The following is an 18,020-nucleotide window of genomic DNA, read 5'->3' on the forward strand; positions in this document are numbered from 1 at the left end:
AAAGAAACAAGGAGGTAAAAATGAAAAAAAGATTGTTGGTAGTGATGATGGTGGTCTTGGCCGTAGCGCTTGTATTTACGGGCTGTGGAACCCCGGCGGCGGATTCGTCCGGCGGCGCGGAGGCTTCGGCTCCGGCGGAAACATCGGCGGAAGCATCAACGGCAGCATCGGCGGAGCCGGCAGGCGGCGCGGCGGATGACGGTGAGTTCACTGTGCTGGTGCTTCCCAAAATGATCGGCATTCCGATCTTTGACGCTTTCGAGGCGGGCGCCGTACAAGCGATGGAAGACTTCGGGATCAATGTGATCTATACCGGCCCGACCACGGCAGACGCGGTAGAGCAGGTCAAGATTCTGGAAGACTACCTCAACAAAGGGATTGACTGCGTAGCGGTAGCGCCAAACGATCCGGCAGCGTTCACCCCGGTCCTGAAGAAAGCAAAAGAGCAGGGCGTAACGGTAGTAGATTGGGATTCCTACGCAGAAGAAGGAATCGCAGACCTGTCCTGCAGGCAGATGAACGATGAAGATTTCGGTAAGGCGATCTGGGACGGCCTCGCGGAAGCGATGGGTGAAGAAGGCGAATATGCGATTATCACGGGCGGCCTTTCCGCGGAAAATCTCAATGCCTGGATCAAAGCGGGCACTGCTTATGCGGAAGAAAAATATCCGAACCTCAAGCTGGTGACGGACCCTGTTCCCTGCGACGAAAAACAGCAGCAGGCTTATACAAAAGCACAGGAACTGATCCAGGCGTATCCAGACCTGAAGGGGATCGTGGGAATCAGCACGCCGGCTCCGATCGGCGCGGCACAGGCGGTTCAGGAAAAGGGATTGCAGGATAAAATCGCGGTCGTCGGGACGGTTTGCCCGAATGACGCAAAACCCTTCATGGAAGACGGCTCGCTGGACAGCGGCTATCTGTACGATCCGACGGGCTTTATGAACGCAACGGTTTACCTTGCATGGCAGAAAGCTCTCGGCAATGAAGTGACCGACCAAATGGAAATCCCGAACACGGGAGAAAAGGTCACCGTGAACGGCTCGGACGTAACCTATGCCCCGCCGCTCAAATTCACGAAAGACAACGTAAACGACTATAATTTCTAAGAAAGATGGACCGGTGTCTCCCGGGAAAGGTCCCGGGAGATGCCATTCTCTGATACCGGCAAAGGAGCCTGAAAAATATGAAGTTTAATCTGGATTGCCATTTGTTTTGTTTCGGAACGTTCAGCGAACGCTATGTACCGAACGGCTATTATGACGGCGTAGATGTCAAAAAAGCGTTTGAAACGATCGCCTCCACCCCGGTGAAGGGCTTTATGAATACGTGGAAACCCGCGCTTCTCCCGGAAGACCCGGAGAAGAACAAAAAGTTTCTGGCGGAGTACGGACTGGTGCCTTCCCTGGTGCTGATCGATAATTTTGGAGACAGGATGTTCCGCCACGGCGCATATTCCACTTCGCAGAAGGACGTACAGAAGGAGAATATGAAGCTGTGCAAGGACGGCATTGATTTTGCGAAGGCTCTCGGGGTGCATAGCGTATTGCTCTGGCCGGCGCATGACGGGATGGACTATCCGTTCTCCGTAGATTACCGCGCGACGTGGGAACGCATGGTGGATCATTTCATTGAGATCGCGGAATATGCAGGCGATATGAAACTTGCCATAGAACCAAAACCGCAGGATCCGCGCCAGAAGATGTTGGTCAACAGCACGGGCAAGGCAATGATGTTGGTCAATGATATCGGACGCGATAACGTGGGGCTGGCGCTTGACGTGGGGCATTCCTTTGCCGCGGCGGAAAATCCGGCGGAAGCCTGCGTGGTGATGGACCGGCACAATAAGCTGTTCCAGGTGCATCTGAACGACAACTACAAAAATGCTGATCCGGACATGATTTTCGGAACGGTCAACTTCTGGGAAAACCTCGAATTTATGTATTATCTCCTGCAAACGGATTTCGACGGCTGGTGCTCGGTGGATATCATTGCGAACCGGGAAAACAGGGAAGATTCCTTTCAGGCATGCGTCGCGCTGATTGAAAAATATTACGAGCTGGCAAGCAGGCTGCTGGAAAGCAAGGATGTACTGCAGGCGAATATGGAAAATTACCGCTTCAGCAGGAATATCGAGCTCATCAGCAGCATCATTTTCAAATAGGCGGGCTGTCCGCATATAGAATGACGATTGGGAGAACAGGACGATGACAAGAAAACTGGAACATAAGGTAGCGTGGGTAAGCGGCGCAAACAAGGGAATCGGCGCGGGGATTGCGCGGCTGTTTGCAAGCGAAGGCGCAAAGGTGGCGATGATCGGACGCACGCCCAGCGAGGGCGGGGCGCTGGCAGAGGAAATCCGCAGTGCGGGAGGAGAAGCGTTTTTCTTCCGCTGCGACGTGTCGAAAGAAGAAGAGGTAAAGGCTTCGGTCGAAGAGACGGTCAGGTGCTATGGAACGGTCGACATCCTGGTGAACAACGCCGGAATTGTCGATGTCAGGATGCTGCACGAGTATACGTCCGAAGACTGGGACCGAGTGATGGGAATCAATGTAAAATCCATGTTCCTTTCCTTCAAGTATGCTTTTCCCTATTTAAAGGAACACGATATGAGCTATGTGGTCAACGTCGGGTCCATTTCAAGCTTTGTCGGACAGGACTGCACGCCGGTCTATACTACCTCCAAAGGCGCTGTGCTGAATCTTTCCAAATCGATAGGACTCGATTATGCGCGCTACGGAATCCGCTGCAACTGCGTGTGCCCGGGCATTACGGATACGCCGATGCTCCATACGCACCTGAATACGGAGGAAGACCCCGCGGCCCGCTATAAGGACCGGCTGCGCCGCGTGCCGCTGAACAGGCCGCTGTGGCCGGACGATATCGCAAAGGCCTGCCTGTTCTTCGCATGCGAGGATTCCTCGGGAATCACCGCAACGTCGCTGACCGTAGACGGGGGCTACCTCGCCTGCGCGGAATGGGACGCTGCAAAACACGAATAAGCGAACGGAGGCGCGAAATGGATTTTACAGGAAAGACAGCCATTATCACGGGCGCTGCCAAAGGGATTGGCCGGGGCTGCGCGGAAATTCTTGCGCGCGGCGGCGCGAATGTGGTTTTGGCGGATATAAATCTTGGCATGGCCCGGGAGGCGGAGCGGGCATTGACGGAGGAAGGACTGCGGGCAAAAGCGGTGCAGGTCGACGTAAAATCGGTCGCGGAGATCGAAAAAATGGTGCGTGCGGCGGACGAGGCGTTTGGCACGGTAGATATCCTCGTCAATAACGCGGGCATTTTCCATGCGACGCCCATTGAAGAGATCACCGAACAGGAATGGGACAACATCGTGGATATCAACCTGAAAAGCGTCTTTTTTGCCACACAGAAGGTCCTGCCCTACATGAGGAAAAAGAAGAGCGGAAAAATCGTCAACCTTTCTTCGCTGGCCGGACGCAACGGCGGTTTTACCAACGGACTGGGCTACTCCGCGGCCAAGGCGGGGATCATCGGCCTGACGCGCGGCTTTGCGGCGCGGCTGGCGCGGGATGGCATCAATGTGAACGCGGTTGCCCCCGGATCGACGGATACGGGAATACTGGACGGGCTGGGCGAAGACGGGATCAGGGGCCTGACGGAGAAAATACCGCTCGGGCGGTTCGGCAAAACGCCGGAAGTCGCCTCCGTAGTCGCTTTTCTGTGTTCGGAAGAAGCGGCGTTCATGACGGGAGCCGTGGTGGATGTCAACGGTGGTATGTATTTTGGTTGAAAAAGCAGCAAAACGGCGGGCCGTACCAAAAAGAAAGGCGGGAGACGTCCGTCCGGGAAAGTCTTGGACGGGCGGGAAACAGCTTCGCTATCGTCATTTGTTGACTTGAATGGGATTCGATGATATCATTCAAATAATAGGGTTCGCTTAATTAAGCAGCTTAGTCAGGAGAGTAATTTTGGCAGCAAAAAAGCCGGTCACACTCAAAAAAATTGGGGAACAATTGAATATCTCCGCAATGGCGGTCTCAAAAGCGCTGCGCGGAGATCCGAGCATCAGCAAGGAGACGATCCAAAAAGTAAAGCAATTGGCGGAAGAGCTGAACTACAGGCCAAATTCCATTGCGAAAAGCCTGCGTACCAACGAAACCAAGACGCTTGGATTGGTGATCGCGGATTCCACGCTTTCCCTGTTTGCCCCGGTGATCGAGGGAATAGAAGACGTCGCGTCCGAAAATGGATATAACATTATCCTGTGCAATGCACATTCCAACAAGGAAAAGGAAAAGGAAGCCATCCGTACGCTGATCGACAAGCGGATCGACGGTTTTATGCTTGCGGCTTCCACTCTGACGGCAAAAAAGTATAAGGCGTTTCTGGATTCATTCGGTGTGCCATACGTGTTTCTGGTACGCCGGTGCGAATACGAAAGCGGAAGCTATGTGGTAAACGACAATATTTATGGCGCCACTCAGATGATAAATTACCTGGTTAAGACGGGCAGCAAAAGGATTCATTATATCAACCTGTCTAAAGATATCGTAACGGCCGGGGAACGCGAAGAGGGCTATTGCCGGGCCCTGCATGAAAACGGGATTGCGCCCGACCCGGAGATTCTTTATAATGTAGCGCCCACGTTCGACGGCGGCTATGCCCAGATGACACAGCTGCTGCACGAAAAGGAAAAGATAGAAACGGTGTTTTGCGGCTGCGATATGATTGCCGTAGGCGCTATGGAAAGCATTTTAGAGCATGGGCTTAAAATCCCGGAGGATATCCGCCTGGCTTCATACGACGATATTGAATTTGCAAAATACCTGCGGATTCCGCTGACCACTGTACGTCAGCCAAAATACCGGATTGGAGAGCAGGGCGCCCGTATGCTGATCGAGATGATCGGTGAGAAACAGAGTAATTGCTCGCATATTATGCTCAAACCAGAGCTGATTTTAAGGGAATCGACCTAATTCATTACAGTTCATCACAAACTTTGAATTTTTTATTGACATTCGGAATGGAAAGTTTTACACTTAATTTAACGATAAACTAAGAAGCGCAATTCAAGGGCAAACTTCTCCAGGGCGCCAGCCAGCGGAATGAAATAGAAAAGAGTATAGGTGCTGTGCCGCAAAATAGCAAGAGCGAAATCCAAACAGCGCCGGCCTATTGGTATGAAAACTTGGTTTAACGATAAATTTAAAGAAAAGGCAGAAAGGAAGGAAAAAGAATGAACCGGTTTCAATTTTTAGGATTTGCGAGTTTCCTGATTACGACGGATACGGGGCTGAATATTTTAATCGATCCCTATCTGGACGATAACCCCAAAGCCCCGGTCAAGACGGACGCCCTGCCGAAAATCGACCTGATACTGGTGAGTCACGGAGCGTTCGACCATATGAAGGATACGCCCAAAATCGCGCTGCGTGACGGCAGCAAGATTATCTGCGGCGGGGAGACAATGAACCTGCTCATCGACCAGGGAGTGCCGAAAGGGCAGATCACAAACAGCGTCTGGGGGCTGACGGTAGAAGAATGTGGAATCCGGGTAAGGCCGGTAGTAAGCATGCACCGCTCCTCCGTAAGGCTTTCCGGCGGCACGGCGATGGACGGCTTTGCGCTCGGTTTCATTATTTACCTCCCGGACGGCACAAGAGTCTATAACGCGAGCGATACGGCGCTGTTCTCCGATATGAAGCTGATCGGCGAGCTGCATAAACCGCACGTTGGCCTGATGAACGTAACGATCGAAAACTGCTTCGATTTCCTGCCCGAATTCCTGACCGGGGAGATGACGCCGTATGAAGCGGCGCTTGCCTGCCAGTGGCTGCACCTTGATTATGCGGTGGCATGCCATTACGCGGATAAGGACAATGACGATGTGCGCGAATTCGAACGGCTCCTGAACCTGATGAGGGATCAAAACGGCGAAGAAGCACCTAAGCCGGTCGTGATGGACCCGGGCGGGGTGTTTGAATATTCTGTAAGGTAACGAAGACAAACAGGAAAGGAAGAACGGTTATGGCAAAAATCGGATTTATAGGCCTTGGAATCATGGGAAAACCCATGGCGAAGAATTTAGTGAAAGCAGGATATGATCTTGTTGTTTATGATATCGCGGCCGCCGCGGTAAAAGAGCTCGGAGAAACGGGCGCGCAGGCGGCCGCCTCGGTTGCGGAGGTGGCGCAGGCGGCAGGTATAATTTTCACCATGCTGCCGAATTCGCCGCATGTAAAGGAAGTTGTTCTCGGCGCGGGCGGCATACTGGAAAACGCGAAAGAGGGAACGATTATCGTGGATATGAGCTCCATTTCCCCCATCGTATCCCGGGAAATTGCCGCGGCATGCGGTGAAAAAGGCGTAACGCTCCTCGACGCTCCGGTATCGGGCGGGGAACCGAAAGCCATCGACGGCACGCTCGCAATTATGGCAGGCGGCGACGAGGCGGCATTCAAAAAGGTGGAGGAGATACTGCTCAAAATGGGTTCGTCCGCGGTACTGGTGGGCGAGGTCGGCAGCGGAAACGTCACCAAGCTGGCGAACCAGGTGATCGTGGCGCTTAACATTGCGGCAATGAGTGAAGCAATGGTGCTCGCGACGAAAAACGGTGTAGATCCGGAAAAGGTATACAATGCCATTCGCGGAGGCCTCGCGGGGTCCACCGTGCTCGACGCAAAAATGCCGATGGTCCTCAGCGGCAATTTCGATCCGGGCTTCCGCATCGAGCTCCATATCAAAGACCTGCAGAACGCGCTCGACTGCGCGCATGCTGTGAATTCGCCCATACCGCTGACGGCGGAGGTAATGGAGATCATGCAGGCGCTGAAAGCCGCGGGCATGGAGAAAAACGATCACGATGCGGTCATCCGTCATTATGAAAAGCTGGCGGGCGTGGAAGTAAGAAGAGTTTAAAGCAGAAGGGGAATAATCATGGATAAGAAAACACAGGCCTATGTAAAACAAACATTGCCGGCACTCAAGGAACTGCGGGCGCCCGAAGGGATGCCGCTTGACGAACAAAAGCGGATGTACCGCCAGATGTGCCTCATCCGGGAATTCGATTCCCAGGTGAAAACACTGTGGATGAAAAATGAGATATACGGTCTCGCACATTCCTATGTCGGCGCGGAAGCGATCGCCGTCGGCGCGTGCGAAAACCTTACGAAAGACGACTTTATCACCTCGACGCACCGCGGGCACGGACATACCATCGCGAAAGGCGCAAATACGCGCGCGATGATGGCGGAACTCCATGGGAAATATGAGGGGCTCAACCGCGGCAAGGGCGGGTCGATGCACATTGCAGACGTTGATATTGGAATGCTCGGCGCGACGGGCATCGTTGGCAGCGGTATGCCGGTTGCAATCGGCAGCGCAATCTCTGCGAAAGTATTGAAAAACGACCGTGTCACTATTTGCTTCCACGGGGACGGCGGTACGAACCAGGGAGTGTGGCACGAATCGATCAACATGGCGGCCGCCTGGAACCTGCCGGCGATCTTCCTCATCGAGAACAACCAGTACGCGATTGCGACCAAGCTTGGCTGGGTCGCCAGGGAGACAGACCTTTACAAACGCGCGGCCGGCTATGGGATCGAAGGCGTGCAAATTGATGGTTTCAATGTATTCGACGTATACAACGCAGTGAAAAAAGCGGTGGAAAAGGCAAGGAACGGCGGTGGCCCCACGCTCATCGAAGCGCGCTATATCCGCCTGCTCGGCCATTTTGTAGCGGATGATCAATGGTACAGGGATCTGAAGGCGGATGAGATATTCTGGGAATACGAACCGATCAAGCGCATGAAAGAATATTTTGTCGGCAATAAGCTCCTGGGCGAAGAAGAGGTAAACGCGATTCAGCAGGATGCCATCGCTGAAATCGCGGACGCAGTCAGCTACGCGCAGAACGAATGTACGGAACCGCCGGCGGATACGCTTTATGACGATATTTACGCGGACGGCGAGATCATCTACTAAGGTTGGGAGGAACGAAATATGGCAGTCATAACCGTAAGACAGGCACTCAATGATGCCTTTAAGGAAGAAATGAAAATAGATCCCACGATTATCATGATGGGGTGCGATATCGGCGTGCGCGGCGGCCCGTTCGGTATCACGCTCGACCTGATGAACCTGTATGGGAAAGACCGCGTGATCGATACGCCTATCTCCGAGCCTGCGTTTGTAGGCGCGTGCGTAGGCGCGGCGGCGACAGGGCTTCGCCCGGTGGCGGAGGTCCTGTATTCGGACTGGATCACGCTCGGCATGGACCAGCTTGTCAATATGGCGGCAAAGATGCGCTATATGTTCGGCGGCAAGGTGCATATGCCCCTTGTAGTGCGCGCGCCGTTCGGCGCAGGCGGCGGTATCGCGGCCCAGCATTCCCAGTCGTTCGAGGCCTGGTTCAACCATGTTCCGGGCTTCAAGGTAGTTGCGCCGATCGAGCCCTACGACGTCAAGGGGATGATGAAAACCGCCCTCAGGGACGATAATCCGGTCATCTTCTTTGAACACAAGAGAAGCTATCAGATCAAGGGCGAAGTCCCGGATGGAGAGGAAGGCGAAACGTACACAGTGCCGTTCGGCAAAGCCGCTGTGCGCCGCGAAGGTACGGACGTTACCATCGTCGCATATTCCATGATGGCGCTGCGCGCGAAAAAAGCGGCGGAAGAGCTCGCAAAAGAGGGCGTTTCCTGCGAAGTAATCGACCTCATTTCCCTGTTGCCTCTCGACTATGAGACGGTCATGAATTCGATCGGTAAAACAAACCGTGTCGTTGTTTGCCAGGAAGCAAACCTCCGCGGCGGCATGGCGGGCGATATTGTCTCCGAGATTATAGACAGGGGCTTCGACCTCCTTGATGCGCCTCCGGTGCGCGTGGGCGCTTTGAACGTGCCGATGCCGTACAACAAAGGCCTTGAAGACCTGTGCATCCCGGACGAGCAGAAAATCAAGGATGCGGTATACAAGGTTCTCGACAACAGATAAAGAGGGTAGGATTATGGCAAGAAAAATGGCTTTGCCTAAAATAGGCGTAAATATGACGGAAGCCGTCATCACAAAGTGGCTCGTGCAGCCCGGCGATACGGTGAACGAGGGCGATCCGGTCATAGAGGCGGAGACGGACAAGTCCACGCAGGAAATCTATGCCACGGAAGGCGGCATAGTCGCAAGGCTTCTCGTGGACGAAGGCCAGACGGTGGAATGCTACGCGGACATCATGGTGCTCGTGGACGAGGGCGAGGAATACCGGGAGGAAGCGGCGGAACCGAAAAAAGCACAGGGTAATGCGCCGCAGGCGGGCGTGCGCAGGATGCAGCTCCCTAAAATAGGCGTAAATATGACGGAAGCCGTCATCACAAAGTGGCTCGTGCAGCCCGGCGATACGGTGAACGAGGGCGATCCGGTCATAGAGGCGGAAACGGATAAGTCGACGCAGGAAATTTATGCAGCGGAAAGCGGGATCGTTGCCAAGCTCCTCGCAGACGAAGGGCAGACGGTGGAATGCTATTCGGACATCATGGTGCTCGTGGACGAAGGCGTAGAATATAAGGAAGACGACGACCTCTGCGTCAATGGGGAAGAGCCAAAGGCGCAGGCTTCTGATCCCGCAGTTTCTGCGCCGGATTACGCAGCGGAGCCTGCCGTGGTCCCGGCCGCAGACGTGGCAGGGACGCGCGTGAGGATTTCACCCCTCGCGAAAAAAATTGCGCGGGAAAGTGGAATCGATTTCCGGCTGGTTTCCCCGGCAGAGCCGGGTGGACGGATCGTAAAAGCTGATGTTCTGAGGTTCCTGCAGAGCGGCGGCGCTGCGGTCTGCGCGCCTGCGGGGGCGGCAGTACCGGAAGCGGAATACGAGGATGTAGCTCTTCCGAATATCCGGAAGGTGATCGCAAGGTCGATGCACGCGTCCCTTTCCGAAATGGCCCAGCTGACGCACTCCTTTTCCTTCGACGCAACGCAGGTCATGGCGTACCGCAAGATCGTCAAGGAAAATGCGGAAAAATTTGGCCTCGCGAATATTACCTTCAACGATATCATCCTTTTCGCGGTATCGCGCGTGCTCCTGAACCACCGGGACCTCAACGCGCATTTCCTCGGGGACAAGATGCGCTATTTTACGGACGTGAACCTCGGTATGGCGGTGGATACGCCCCGGGGATTACTGGTGCCGACGATTTTCGGTGCGAACAAAATGTCGCTGAACGAGATTGCGGGGGCGGCGAAGGACCTGGCGAAGCAGGCGCAGGAGGGAACAATCTCCCCGGACCTTCTTGTGGGGGCGTCGTTCACGGTATCGAACCTGGGGACGTACGGAGTGGAACATTTCACGCCGGTCATCAACCCGCCGCAGACGGGCATCCTGGGAGTGAACAACATCCAGACGAAGCTGAAGATGGTGGACGGGGAAGCGGTGCCGTACCAGGCGATGGGAATTTCGCTGACATACGACCACAGGGCGCTCGACGGGGCGCCGGCGTCGCGTTTCGCACAGGAGCTGTGCAGGACGCTGGAAAACTTCATGGCATTGCTTGCCAAATAAGGGGTGCTCATTATGGCAAGTTATGACGTAATCGTAATCGGCGGCGGCCCAGGCGGCTATGTGGCCGCGATCAAGGCGGCGACAAGCGGAAGGAAGACGGCGCTGGTGGAAAAGGAACATTGGGGGGGCGTATGCCTTAACTGGGGCTGTATTCCCACAAAATCCCTCCTGCGGAACGCCGAAATTATGCGCGGCCTCTCCGAGGGAGAAAAATTTGGGTTTTCCACTGGGAAAATCAAAACAGATTATGCGGCTGCGCAGAAGCGCAGCCGCGAGGTAAGCGCGCGGCTCGTGAATGGGATCGAATACCTGATGAAAAAAAATAAGATCACGGTATATCGGGATTCCGCATCCTTCACAGGGAAGAAAGAGCTTTCGCTTGAGGCTTCCGGCGAAAAGCTTGCGGCAAAGAATATTATAATCGCCACAGGCAGCAAGCCGTTTGCGCTTCCGATGCTCGATTATTCAATGCCAAACGTGCTTGATTCCAAAAAAGCGCTGCAGGTGACGCACGCGCCGAAAAGTATTATAATCATAGGTGCCGGGGCGATCGGAATGGAGTTCGCGACGGTGTTCCGTTCCTATGGAACGGACGTGCACATCATAGAAATGCTGCCCCGTGTGCTTCCTAACGAAGACGCGGAAATATCCGCGCTCGTTGGAAAAGAGTTCCGGAAAAAAGGCTTTGACGTGCATACCGGCACGAAACTGGCCAAAGTGAAAAACGATGGAAAAACGGTTTGCGCATGTTTTGAAAAAAACGGAAAGACGTTCGAGCTGCAAAGTGAAGCGGTTCTTGCCGCAACGGGGGTCCGCCCGAATACGGAGGGATTGAACTTAAAGCTTTTCGGGATCAAAATGGACCGGCGCGGGTGCATCGAAGCAGATGAAAATATGTGCACAAGCGTTCCCGGGATTTATGCGGTCGGCGACGTAACGGGAAAACTGGCGCTTGCCCATGCGGCGAGCGCACAGGGAATGCGTGCGGTTGACCACATCTGCGGAAAGCGCCGCGGGCCGCTCGATTACAGCAATATCCCCAAATGTACCTATACCGTGCCCGAAGTGGCGAGCGCGGGGCTTACCGAGGAAGAAGCGAAAGAAAACGGTTATGATGTGAGAACGGCTGTGTTTCCGCTTTCGGCGAACGGAAAAGCGATCGCTTATGGGGACGATACGGGCTTTGTCAAGCTGGTTTATGATGAAAAATACGGCCAGCTCCTGGGAATGCACATGGCGGGTATTCACGTTACGGAAATGATCTGGGGAGCCGTTGGCTATCTCGGCATGGAAATGACGGTTGAAGAAATGGCAGAGGTCGTTCACCCCCACCCGACAGTCAGCGAGGCTGTTATGGAAGCGGCCCACATAGCAAATGGCAAACCTGTTCATATCTGATTAAGTTGCTAAAATAATCCTCGTACACTGTCGTTGTCCCCTAGGGATAGCGACAGTGCCATATATGGGAAAGGAGGAAAAGATGGAGCGAAAACGGGAATGCAGCGGGATTTGCCCGGTGTGTGGATTTCAGTTGGTATTTGAAGAGGGCGTATGCTATTGTCCGTGCGAATATTGCGGATACAAGTGCAGCCGGTGCAAAAAAGAAGAGGAAAAAAATCAATAGAAGGGTGAGGAGGCCTGCAAAATGGAATATCGGTATGCGTGCGCGGATTTTACGTTTCCGCTGCTCCTCCACGGGGATGTGCTGAAACTGATTGGAATGATGGGGTTTGACGGGGTCGACGTCGGGCTGTTTGAAGAACGGTCCCACCTGCGGCCGTCCGGGGAGTTTTACGCGCCGGCGGCGCGCGGCGCGGCGCTCAGGCGCAAAGCAGAAGATGCGGGGATCGCCGTTGCGGATGTCTTTTTGCAAAGCGCGTTTGATTTTCAAGCGCGCGCGGCAAACCACCCTTCCCCAAAGGTACGGGCAGAAGAGCGTACGCAGTTTTGCAGGCTGATGGAGTATGCGCGCGCGGCAGGAAGCGGGCACATTACCTGTCTGCCCGGCGTAGCGTTTGCGGGAGAGACATACGGGGATTCCTATAGGCGTGCGCTGGAGGAATTGGCGTGGCGTGTGGAACGGGCAAAGGAGTGCGGACTGGTATTCGCGGTGGAAGCACATTTAGGTTCGCTCGCAGATACGCCGGAGAAGGCGGAAAAGCTCGCCGCAGACGTGCCGGGGCTGACGTTGACGCTGGACTATACCCATTTTACCAAAATGGGGGTCGCCGACGGTGCGGTCGCACCGCTGATGAAGTATGCATCGCATTTCCATGCGCGCGGCGCGGCGGAGGGAAGGCTGCAAACCGTGGTCTGTGAAAGTGCGGTCGATTACGATGCGGTGGTTGCGGAAATGGTAAAAACAGGGTACGATGGTTTTATTGGGATTGAATATACCTGGCAGGAATGGGAAGGATGCAACAAGACGGATAATGTTTCGGAAAGCATCCTGCTCATGAGGAAGATGAAGGATGCCGAGCGCAAGGCGCGGGAAATGGGAAAATGAAGATAGTGATAGCGCCCGATTCATTTAAAGGAACGATAACGTCCGGAGAAATATGTGACATTGTCGGCGCGGCGGCAGCACGGCATTTTCCCAGGGCCGAAATCGTGAAAATACCCGTTTCAGACGGCGGGGAAGGCATGGTAGACGCGCTGCTGGCGGGCGTGGGCGAACGGATAGCGGTGGAAGTGACCGGGCCGAATTTTACAGAGGAACAGGCGGCCTACGGTATCCTGCCGGACGGAACGGCGGTGATCGAGATGGCTGCCGCCAGCGGGATTATGCTGGCCGCGGACCCGAAGCGGCCGATGGATGCGACCTCGCTTGGTACGGGCCAGCTGATCCGCGACGCGGCGCGGCGCGGCTGCCGGAAAATAATACTGGGAATCGGCGGCAGCGCGACAATGGACGCGGGACTTGGCATGGCCGCGGCAATGGGGGTTCGCTTTCTCGACGGCAGCGGCGCGGAGGTGGAACCTACGGCGCGCGGGCTGGGAAAGATCGCCCGTATTGATGCGTCGGTGGTCCCGGGGGAGATGGACGGACTGAAGATACTGATCGCGAGCGATGTAAAAAATCCGGCCTGCGGGGAAACAGGCTCCGCACAGGTGTTCGGAAGACAGAAAGGGGCCTCCCGGCAGGATATCGCAGAGATCGACGAATGGATCGTACGGTTTTGCGGACTGGTCCGCGAAGCCACCGGCAAGGATTTGCTGCACACGCCGGGAACGGGTGCGGCGGGTGGAATGGCGATTCCGCTGCTTGCGTTCTTCGGGGCGGATATCGTACCGGGGATCGACCTTATCTTGGATGCCGCTGGATTTAACGAAAAAATCCGCGGCGCAAATATGGTCATTACCGGCGAGGGGATGCTGGATGGCCAAAGCCTGGAGGGGAAAGTGCCTGTCGGGGTCGCCCGCCGCGCTAAAAAAGAGGGGATCCCGGTCGTCGCGCTGGTGGGCGATATTGGGCCGGATTACGCGCGGGCATATGAAGAAGGGATCACAGCGGTCTTTTCGACAAATAAGGCGGCCGTTCCCTTCGAGATTGCAAAGCAAACCAGCAAGGAAGACCTTGCGCTGCTGGCGGATTCACTCTTTGCTTTTAAGGCGATGCGGTAGGCGCGGCAGGTGAAAGGAAGGAATTTGTATTGAAATTAGCGAGAGTAAAAACGGAAGCGGGAATCCGCTATGCGCAGCTGCGGGATGGGAAGGCGCTGCTCCTGCGCGAAGCTCCCTATGACGGCATCTGCTACAGCGGAGAGGAACTACCGCTGGAACAGTGCGGGCTGGCCGTGCCCAGCGAGCCGAAAAACATCGTGGCGGTAGGCCTCAATTACCGCAGCCATGCCGAAGAGATCAAAATGGAACTGACGAAGGAGCCGCTGATTTTTTCCAAATGGATCAGCTCGATGCTGGACCCGGAAGGAACGATCATAAAGCCCCGCGTCTGCAAACAGCTGGATTATGAAGCAGAGCTGGCCTTTGTCGTAAAAAAGAAATGCAAAGAGGTCAGGCGCGGGGATGCCGCGGAATACATACTGGGTTATACCTGCCTGAACGATGTAACGGCACGCGACCTGCAGGCAGTGGACGGCCAGTGGGCGCGCTGCAAGGGATTCGATACCTTTTGTCCGTTCGGACCGTGGATTGAAACTGAGTTCGATCCGGAAAATGCACATATCCGGGCCGTTCTCAACGGAAAAGTCGTGCAGGACGGAAACACGAAGGATTTTATTTTCGATGTTTTCGAGCTGCTCGAATACATCAGTGGCTTCATGACGCTTTATCCAGGGGATGTCGTAACCACCGGAACGGCAGGGGGGATCGGGCCGATGGAGCCGGGCGATGAGATTTGCGTCGCAATAGACGGGATCGGAACGCTGCGCAACCATATCGGCTGAGGTAAAATTTTGCCGGAACAGGACGGCGTTCCACCCGGCAAGCACACAGCGCTTCGGGCATGCCGGAAAAAGGGCATGCCTTTTTTCCGGCGGCGCGGGCAGGAAAACATAAGTTGAGCGGAGCGAAACCGTATGGTATGATGAATGTACGAGTGACGAACGTATCTTTTGATGTCTGGCACTGTCTGGAGGATAGAAGATGAAACGGAAAATTCTGCTTTGTATTACCCTTGCAGCCCTGATTCTGGTAGCTTTTGCCTTTCCCGCTTTTGCGGAAATTATTGCTCCGGAAGAAGACGGGGAGAAGGTCCCTTCGGTTCCTGCCATTGGGATCAACTTGGCTTTTACCGGCACGGACGGCAAGCCGCTTGCGGAAACGGAAGTGTTCCTACAGGAGGATGTGGATACGGAATATCTGTATAACGGGGTGACAGACAAGGATGGAAAACTTTCCCTGCCCTCCGTTCCCATTTCGGATTTTCAGTTGGTGACCAAAGACCGGGATGATGATCTTACCGGGGCGGTAAAGGTGCACCTTTATCCTGCGGATAAGACGGAGATACTGAACCAGCCGGAGAATGTCGTTGAAACGATTGACCTGACCCGGGCGCGAAACGCGGCGCTCGTAACGGGAAATACTGCGCCAAAAACATCAAAGGGACCGCTTGTGCCCGATAATGTAGAGGTATATACCTACGAGGTGAACGTCAATCAAAAGGCGCCGGCGGTCGATTTTGTATTCCGGGTCCCGGCAGACGGAAAAATTTTGATGACCGGCGCGGCAGACGGCGTATTGCCCGAACCGACGCCGGAGCCGACTTCTACAATGGAACCAACGCCTACTGCGGAACCGACTCCGACCGCCACGCCCCAGCCCACGGAGCAGCCTACGCCCCAGCCCACGGAGCAGCCGGCGCCCACGCCCACGGAGCAGCCGACGCCCACGCCGACAGCGGCCCCTACCACTCCGCCGGAACGTGTCAATCTGAAGCTATACCTGATGGATGCGAAGGGAAGCGCCTTGCCCGGCTACTATGCGAGCATCGGCGACAGCCAGCAGGGGATTGCAAACGCGACGGGGACGGTGTATTTTTCTAATATCGATCCCGACGACGCGGAGACCATGCGCGTGTACGACCATGAAACGAATGTGCGCGGAAAGTGCAGGGTGATATTTGTGGAAGGCGGTTCCACTGCAGTCAGCCTGAAGGATGGCGTATATACCGTAACATACAAAGAAGGAACGCAGGATGTTTATATGTCTGCGGATGTCGATCCGGATGGAAGTGAAAAAACGGAGCTCGTCCTTGTAAAAGCATCAGACCGGCCGATGCCGCATGGCGGAACTGCAAATGAAGGCCAGAAAGACCAGCCCGCCGAACTGGAAGGCGAACCGGGGCTGGACGGTTATCTTGTAGGCGCGGACGGAAAGACCGTTGCCGGGGCGACAGTAGAGAGCCTGAACACGGAGAATCATGGTATGCTCAGCGGCGTCACGGACGCCAGCGGCTACTTTGAAATCAGCGCCCTCTCTACGGGAAATCATAAAATTACGGCAACGGCGGAAGACGGGGCCTATATTGGCCAGGTGAAATTTACCGTGCAGGATGCGGATGCTACGGGTATTGTATCCCGGAATGGAAAATTGATTCTCAGCATCGCGCGGGATGCAAGGAAGGTCTACCTTAATCTCACGGCTGACGGGAACGGAGGCCTCACAATCTCGGATGTATCCTCGGGCGCGGCTGTAAAACCGCTCCAGCCGTCGGCGCCGCCGTCGCCGGAGGCAAGCCCCGCGCCTGTCCCGGCGGAAACGGCGGGCGGAGGAATCAGCCCCGTCCTCGTGATCGTGCTGGCGGCCGCCGCAGCCGCGGCCGCCATACTGGCGGTATTCCTGGTAAAACGCGGCAAGGACCGCAAAAACAGCGGAACTAAGGATTGACCGGGAAAGATAGGTCTGGAAACAAAAAAGGCATATTTAAAAGCGAACTTGTCAAGAAAAAGCAGACGATAAAAAGAGTGAACTCAGAAGCCTTGTTCAATTCAAAATTGGACAGGGCTTCTGTAGTTTAGGGCAAGGGCGGGTCTGATATGATTGTAATAGAAAACAAACTCATCCGGCGCGGCCTGAAGGTTGCCGCATAGGTGAAGGCTAAAATCTAAACGCATCTCCTGCTTTATCCGGCCGTTGACCGCTTCGATCACCGGATTATCCGTGGGCGTACCGGCGTGACATCGAGCGTACTGTTCGTGGGCTTTGGCGAAAGCCCTGGACGAATAGACATAGCCTTGGCCAGTGTGCAAAACTACCGGGGCCTTCTGTCCGTCCCATTGTTTTTACATCAATTTGTATTCTACATAAAAAAGCAGGCATGCTCTTTTTCATGTCTGCTTTGAGGTTGCTGCTGTATACGGCTGTGTATACGGCGCTTTTTTATTTACTCAGCTGTTTTTCATGACGATGATCTCAAGAATATTCGCCACTTCCTCGCATGCGTCGCAGCAGCCCTCAAGATAGTTGAAGGTTTTGGACCATACCATGATTTCGATCGGGTCGGTCGAATTGACGTGCAGGTCGCGCATCGCGCGGGTATAAAGCAGGTCTCCCTCGCCCTCGAGGTCGTTGACCTCGATGATGCAGTCGCTGAGCAGCCCGGATTTTTTGAAGTTGCGGAATTCCTGCACCGCTTTTTTCAGGGAACAGCAGCAGGCCACGATAATATCCATAAACTCCAGAGCCTCCGGACGGATGGTGCGGATGTTGAACGTATAGATTTTGACCAGCACATCCTCGAGGGCGTCGGTAACGTCGTCGATTTTCTGCGTCAGCTCGGTAACGTCCTCGCGCTCGATGGGCGGCAGAAACTCGCGGATCAGGACCTTCATCATCCGGTGCTTGTCTCCGTCTGCGGCATGCTCTATTTTATGCATTGCCGTCATCGATTCCTCGAGCCTGTCCGGGTCGAAGTTCCTGAGCGTATCGTTTAAAAGGGAAGCGGCGGCGCAGGAAGAATCCACCGCTTTTACAAATGCTTCAAAATAATCGAAAGAGTGCTTTTTTGCCATGATAAATCCTCCGGAATTTATTT

General features: G+C 54.8%; 18 protein-coding genes. 16 read left to right on the forward strand and 2 right to left on the reverse strand.

Annotation, left to right across the window (positions count from 1 at the left end; genetic code table 11):
- The first annotated feature begins 20 nt into the window (after positions 1-20).
- From B1H56_RS00450 to B1H56_RS14430, 16 genes are all read left to right on the forward strand, one after another.
- Positions 21-1,109, forward strand: a complete 1,089-nt coding sequence (locus B1H56_RS00450) for an autoinducer 2 ABC transporter substrate-binding protein (protein WP_066740031.1) — start codon at positions 21-23, stop codon at positions 1,107-1,109.
- A gap of 77 nt (positions 1,110-1,186) precedes the next feature.
- On the forward strand, positions 1,187-2,164 hold the full coding sequence (locus B1H56_RS00455) for a sugar phosphate isomerase/epimerase family protein (protein ID WP_066523312.1): 978 nt from the start codon (positions 1,187-1,189) through the stop codon (positions 2,162-2,164).
- Between the two features lie 43 nt (positions 2,165-2,207).
- Entirely contained in the window at positions 2,208-3,002 is a 795-nt protein-coding gene (locus tag B1H56_RS00460) for an SDR family NAD(P)-dependent oxidoreductase (protein ID WP_066523313.1), read from the forward strand.
- A gap of 17 nt (positions 3,003-3,019) precedes the next feature.
- Positions 3,020-3,766 (forward strand): SDR family NAD(P)-dependent oxidoreductase, encoded by a 747-nt coding sequence (locus tag B1H56_RS00465; RefSeq protein WP_066523314.1) that lies wholly within the window; start codon positions 3,020-3,022, stop codon positions 3,764-3,766.
- Between the two features lie 178 nt (positions 3,767-3,944).
- Positions 3,945-4,952 (forward strand): LacI family DNA-binding transcriptional regulator, encoded by a 1,008-nt coding sequence (locus tag B1H56_RS00470; protein WP_066523315.1) that lies wholly within the window; start codon positions 3,945-3,947, stop codon positions 4,950-4,952.
- A gap of 260 nt (positions 4,953-5,212) precedes the next feature.
- The gene (locus tag B1H56_RS00475; RefSeq protein ID WP_066523316.1) at positions 5,213-5,974 is read left to right on the forward strand and encodes an MBL fold metallo-hydrolase; all 762 of its coding nucleotides are present in this window, start codon (positions 5,213-5,215) and stop codon (positions 5,972-5,974) included.
- Positions 5,975-6,003: 29 nt separating this feature from the next.
- The gene (gene garR, locus B1H56_RS00480; RefSeq protein ID WP_066523317.1) at positions 6,004-6,894 is read left to right on the forward strand and encodes a 2-hydroxy-3-oxopropionate reductase; all 891 of its coding nucleotides are present in this window, start codon (positions 6,004-6,006) and stop codon (positions 6,892-6,894) included.
- An 18-nt stretch (positions 6,895-6,912) separates the two neighbouring features.
- Positions 6,913-7,959, forward strand: coding sequence for a thiamine pyrophosphate-dependent dehydrogenase E1 component subunit alpha (locus B1H56_RS00485; RefSeq protein WP_066740028.1), 1,047 nt, complete (start codon positions 6,913-6,915; stop codon positions 7,957-7,959).
- 18 nt (positions 7,960-7,977) lie between these two features.
- Complete coding sequence (locus B1H56_RS00490) at positions 7,978-8,970, forward strand: alpha-ketoacid dehydrogenase subunit beta (protein ID WP_066523318.1); 993 nt, start codon at positions 7,978-7,980, stop codon at positions 8,968-8,970.
- A 13-nt stretch (positions 8,971-8,983) separates the two neighbouring features.
- On the forward strand, positions 8,984-10,525 hold the full coding sequence (locus B1H56_RS00495; RefSeq protein WP_162938940.1) for a dihydrolipoyl dehydrogenase family protein: 1,542 nt from the start codon (positions 8,984-8,986) through the stop codon (positions 10,523-10,525).
- Between the two features lie 12 nt (positions 10,526-10,537).
- Positions 10,538-11,923 (forward strand): dihydrolipoyl dehydrogenase, encoded by a 1,386-nt coding sequence (gene lpdA, locus B1H56_RS00500; RefSeq protein ID WP_121418942.1) that lies wholly within the window; start codon positions 10,538-10,540, stop codon positions 11,921-11,923.
- Between the two features lie 82 nt (positions 11,924-12,005).
- A complete protein-coding gene (locus B1H56_RS14425) occupies positions 12,006-12,149 on the forward strand; it encodes a hypothetical protein (RefSeq protein WP_156468719.1) in 144 nt (47 codons plus the stop codon).
- A 21-nt stretch (positions 12,150-12,170) separates the two neighbouring features.
- Positions 12,171-13,031: a sugar phosphate isomerase/epimerase family protein gene (locus B1H56_RS00505; RefSeq protein WP_066522249.1), complete on the forward strand. Its 861-nt coding sequence runs from the start codon at positions 12,171-12,173 to the stop codon at positions 13,029-13,031.
- Positions 13,028-14,149: a glycerate kinase gene (locus B1H56_RS00510; protein WP_066522246.1), complete on the forward strand. Its 1,122-nt coding sequence runs from the start codon at positions 13,028-13,030 to the stop codon at positions 14,147-14,149. Before B1H56_RS00505 ends, B1H56_RS00510 begins: the two co-directional genes overlap by 4 nt.
- Positions 14,150-14,178: 29 nt before the next feature.
- Positions 14,179-14,931 (forward strand): fumarylacetoacetate hydrolase family protein, encoded by a 753-nt coding sequence (locus tag B1H56_RS00515; protein ID WP_066522243.1) that lies wholly within the window; start codon positions 14,179-14,181, stop codon positions 14,929-14,931.
- 199 nt (positions 14,932-15,130) lie between these two features.
- Positions 15,131-16,873: a carboxypeptidase-like regulatory domain-containing protein gene (locus tag B1H56_RS14430; protein WP_066522236.1), complete on the forward strand. Its 1,743-nt coding sequence runs from the start codon at positions 15,131-15,133 to the stop codon at positions 16,871-16,873.
- Positions 16,874-16,974: 101 nt separating this feature from the next.
- Here B1H56_RS14430 and B1H56_RS15100 read toward each other — a convergent pair whose 3' ends face one another.
- Both B1H56_RS15100 and B1H56_RS00535 read right to left on the reverse strand, forming a co-directional pair.
- The gene (locus B1H56_RS15100; protein WP_066522231.1) at positions 16,975-17,235 is read right to left on the reverse strand and encodes an integrase core domain-containing protein; all 261 of its coding nucleotides are present in this window, start codon (positions 17,233-17,235) and stop codon (positions 16,975-16,977) included.
- Positions 17,236-17,373: 138 nt separating this feature from the next.
- Positions 17,374-17,997: a DUF47 domain-containing protein gene (locus B1H56_RS00535; protein WP_066522229.1), complete on the reverse strand. Its 624-nt coding sequence runs from the start codon at positions 17,995-17,997 to the stop codon at positions 17,374-17,376.
- Between the last annotated feature and the right edge of the window lie 23 nt (positions 17,998-18,020).

Source organism: Christensenella minuta, assembly GCF_003628755.1.
Lineage (GTDB): Bacteria > Bacillota > Clostridia > Christensenellales > Christensenellaceae > Christensenella > Christensenella minuta.

Bases quoted from the DNA above. Each gene is read 5' to 3' on its own strand.
- B1H56_RS00450 (WP_066740031.1), top strand. From the start codon at position 21: ATGAAAAAAAGATTGTTGGTAGTGATGATGGTGGTCTTGGCCGTAGCG.
- B1H56_RS00455 (WP_066523312.1), top strand. From the start codon at position 1,187: ATGAAGTTTAATCTGGATTGCCATTTGTTTTGTTTCGGAACGTTCAGC.
- B1H56_RS00460 (WP_066523313.1), top strand. From the start codon at position 2,208: ATGACAAGAAAACTGGAACATAAGGTAGCGTGGGTAAGCGGCGCAAAC.
- B1H56_RS00465 (WP_066523314.1), top strand. From the start codon at position 3,020: ATGGATTTTACAGGAAAGACAGCCATTATCACGGGCGCTGCCAAAGGG.
- B1H56_RS00475 (WP_066523316.1), top strand. From the start codon at position 5,213: ATGAACCGGTTTCAATTTTTAGGATTTGCGAGTTTCCTGATTACGACG.
- garR (WP_066523317.1), top strand. From the start codon at position 6,004: ATGGCAAAAATCGGATTTATAGGCCTTGGAATCATGGGAAAACCCATG.
- B1H56_RS00485 (WP_066740028.1), top strand. From the start codon at position 6,913: ATGGATAAGAAAACACAGGCCTATGTAAAACAAACATTGCCGGCACTC.
- B1H56_RS00490 (WP_066523318.1), top strand. From the start codon at position 7,978: ATGGCAGTCATAACCGTAAGACAGGCACTCAATGATGCCTTTAAGGAA.
- B1H56_RS00495 (WP_162938940.1), top strand. From the start codon at position 8,984: ATGGCAAGAAAAATGGCTTTGCCTAAAATAGGCGTAAATATGACGGAA.
- lpdA (WP_121418942.1), top strand. From the start codon at position 10,538: ATGGCAAGTTATGACGTAATCGTAATCGGCGGCGGCCCAGGCGGCTAT.
- B1H56_RS14425 (WP_156468719.1), top strand. From the start codon at position 12,006: ATGGAGCGAAAACGGGAATGCAGCGGGATTTGCCCGGTGTGTGGATTT.
- B1H56_RS00505 (WP_066522249.1), top strand. From the start codon at position 12,171: ATGGAATATCGGTATGCGTGCGCGGATTTTACGTTTCCGCTGCTCCTC.
- B1H56_RS00510 (WP_066522246.1), top strand. From the start codon at position 13,028: ATGAAGATAGTGATAGCGCCCGATTCATTTAAAGGAACGATAACGTCC.
- B1H56_RS14430 (WP_066522236.1), top strand. From the start codon at position 15,131: ATGAAACGGAAAATTCTGCTTTGTATTACCCTTGCAGCCCTGATTCTG.
- B1H56_RS00535 (WP_066522229.1), bottom strand. From the start codon at position 17,997: ATGGCAAAAAAGCACTCTTTCGATTATTTTGAAGCATTTGTAAAAGCG.